This is a genomic window from Pseudomonas sp. PS01299 (genome assembly GCF_029960145.1).
GTDB lineage: Bacteria > Pseudomonadota > Gammaproteobacteria > Pseudomonadales > Pseudomonadaceae > Aquipseudomonas > Aquipseudomonas putida_A.
Map to the genome: position 1 here is coordinate 1 of NZ_JASCPO010000408.1, position 2923 is coordinate 2923.

A 2923-nucleotide genomic window follows, 5' to 3' on the forward strand; every position below is an offset into this window, starting at 1 on the left:
GGCTTGCTCGCGAATGCAGTGTGTCAATCACTTCAAATGTCGCTGACACACCGCCTTCGCGAGCAAGCCCGCTCCCACATTTGGTCTGCGTCGTTGCTTAATACCCGACCGTAAACCGCTGACGCGAATGCTTCGGCGTTTCCACTTCGTCAATCAGCGCAATCGCGTAATCGGCGAAGGTGATCCAGCTGCGACCTTCGGCACTCACCAGCAAGTGATCCTTGCCAACGCGGAAGGTGCCGGTGCGCTCACCTTCGACGAACTCTGCCGATGGCGAGAGGAAAGTCCAGTCCAGATCCTTCTCCTGACGCAAGGCATCAAGAAACGCCGCGCCAGCGCTGGCCTCGGTTTTGTATTCGGCGGGGAAACCGGCGCTGTCGATCACCCGGGTGTCGTCCGGCAGCAACAGCGAACCGGCACCGCCGACCACCAGCAGACGCTTCACGCCCGCCTGCTTCACCGGACCGACCACGGCACTGGCCGGCACGGTGGCGAAGTGCGCGGCGCTGATCACCACGTCGTGACCGGCGACTGCGGCTTGCAGCGCCGCCGAATCCAGCACATCGACATTCTTGCTGACCACACCGGCACGCGAGCCGATCTTCGAGGTGTCGCGGGCGATGGCAGTGACGCTATGCCCGCGACGCAGGGCTTCTTCCAGCAGTTGGCTACCGGCACGGCCGGTGGCACCAATGATTGCGATCTTGCTCATGACATTCTCCAGTTGGCTTGAGAGTTTCAACGACGGCATAAATCTAATCTTGAAGCGGTATTCCCTGTGGCGAGGGGGCTTGCTCCCGCAGGAGGGCGAAGCACTCCCCGCCTGTTTCAGATACAACGTATTGGCAGGTTTTGCGCCTGCTGCGCAGGCGGGCGGGAGCAAGCTCCCTCGCCACAAAAGTCCTCTCGACCTCTGTTTCAGATCAATCGGGTTACCACTTCATCTCGCCCTTGGCGACTTTGGCACTCAGTTCCAGCGAACTTTCTTCGCCGAGTTTCGGGTAGCGCTTGTGCATGGCCTTGATCAGTGCGGCGGAATCCTTGGCCTTGGCGGTTTCTTCGTCGAAAGCCTTAATGTAGTCGGCGGTGAATTTCACGCTGGCCAGCGAGCGGCTGCTCTCGCCCAGGTAGTGACCCGGCACCACGGTTTTCGGCTTCAGGGTTTCGATCGAGTGCAGGGTTTGCAGCCAGTCGGCGTGGGATTGCGCGGTCTGGGTATCAGCCATCCACACATGAATGTTCTCGGCGACCACCACGCCACCGACCACAGCCTTGAGCGACGGAATCCACACGAAGCTGCGATCCGGTTGTTTGCCTTCAAGACCGACCACCTGCAACTTCTGCCCTTCGAGCATCAGGCTATCGCCCTTGAGCACGCCCGGCACGATGGTTTTGGCCGGCACGTCGGCGCCCATTTTCGGGCCCCAGAAAGCGAGTTTGCCCGCGACAGTTTTGTTGATGTGATCGACGGTCGGCTGCGAGGCCAGAACCACGGCGTCCGGGAAGGCCTTGGTCAGGGTGTCGAGGCCGAAGTAGTAATCCGGGTCACCGTGGCTGATGTAAATGGTGGTCAGGTGCTTGCCGCTGGCGCGGATCTTCTCCACCACCTGCTCGGCCTGGGCCTTGCCGAATTGTGCATCGACCAGAATCGCGTCTTTCTCGCCGCTGACCAGCACCGAAGTCACCGGGAAGATCGCATGGGTGCCCGGGTTGTAGACATCCAGGGTCAGGTTGGCGGCAGCGGCGTGGGCCGCGAAACCGAGGGTGGCGGTGGCCAGCAAAACGCGCTTGAGGGTAGTGAAGCCGATCATCTGTTGCTCCGTGGTCGGAATGCCGTGGTTGGCGATGGGACAGAGCTTAGTTGCCTGACTCGGTACAAAAAATGCGATGCTTGGACATAGTTTGTTTCTGAAAGCGGGCAAATCATGGATCGTCTTCAAGCAATGCGCGTGTTTGTCACGGTGGTGGATCTGGGCAGCCAGTCGGCGGCGGCCGATCATCTGGATCTGTCACGGCCAGTGGTGTCGCGTTATCTGGCGGAGCTGGAAGACTGGGTCGGCGCGCGACTGATGCACCGCACCACACGCAAATTGAGCCTGACTGCCGCCGGCAGCGAAATCCTGCCGCGCTGTCGGCAGATGCTCGAACTCTCGACCGACATGCAGGCCGCCGTCAGCGAACCCGACGAGGCACCGCGCGGACTGCTGCGTATCAGCGTCAGTACCTCGTTCGGCCAGGCGCAACTGGCCGATGCGATGGCGGCGTACGTCAAACGTTACCCCGGGGTCAGCATCGATCTGCAGATGCTCGACCGCACGGTGAATCTGGTGGATGAGCGCATCGATCTGGCGATCCGCACCAGCAATGACCTCGATCCGAACCTGATCGCCCGGCGCCTGACCGTGTGCCGCTCGGTGGTCTGCGCCGCACCGGCTTATTTGCGCGACAACCCGCCACCGCAACGGGTCGAGGACCTGAGCCGACACAACTGCCTCACCCACTCCTACTTCGGCAAGAGCCTGTGGCATTTCGAGGAGGACGGCGAGCCCGTGTCGGTGCCGGTGCAGGGCAACATCAGCGCCAACGAGGCCAGCACCCTGCTGCGTGCCACCCTGGCCGGTGCCGGCGTGGCGATGCTGCCGACCTATCAGGCCGGGGTTCATGTGCATGCCGGGGAACTGGTGCGCCTGCTGCCGGGTGCCGAGCCACGGCAGATGAACATCTACGCGGTGTACGCCTCACGCAAGCATATGCCGGCGGCGCTGCGCAGCATGCTGGATTTTCTCGTCGAACGATTCCCGGAAAATCCCGAATGGGATATGGGCCTGTAAATCCGATGCCCCTGTGGGAGCGGGCTTGCTCGCGAAGGCGGTGTATCAGTCTGGATTCTCATCGACTGACACCACGCCTTCGCGAGCAAGCC

Annotated in this window: 3 protein-coding genes; 1 reads left to right on the forward strand and 2 read right to left on the reverse strand. The window is 61.8% G+C overall.

Going from position 1 to position 2923, the window contains the following annotated elements; genetic code table 11:
• Positions 1–97: 97 nt before the first annotated feature.
• Positions 98–712, reverse strand: coding sequence for an NAD(P)-dependent oxidoreductase (locus QMX91_RS30375; RefSeq protein WP_139054291.1), 615 nt, complete (start codon positions 710–712; stop codon positions 98–100).
• Positions 713–932: 220 nt separating this feature from the next.
• Complete coding sequence (locus QMX91_RS30380) at positions 933–1811, reverse strand: MBL fold metallo-hydrolase (protein WP_282413850.1); 879 nt, start codon at positions 1809–1811, stop codon at positions 933–935.
• A 114-nt stretch (positions 1812–1925) separates the two neighbouring features.
• Between QMX91_RS30380 and QMX91_RS30385 the strand changes: the two genes are divergently transcribed.
• Positions 1926–2831: a LysR family transcriptional regulator gene (locus QMX91_RS30385; RefSeq protein WP_209318218.1), complete on the forward strand. Its 906-nt coding sequence runs from the start codon at positions 1926–1928 to the stop codon at positions 2829–2831.
• Positions 2832–2923: the final 92 nt, after the last annotated feature.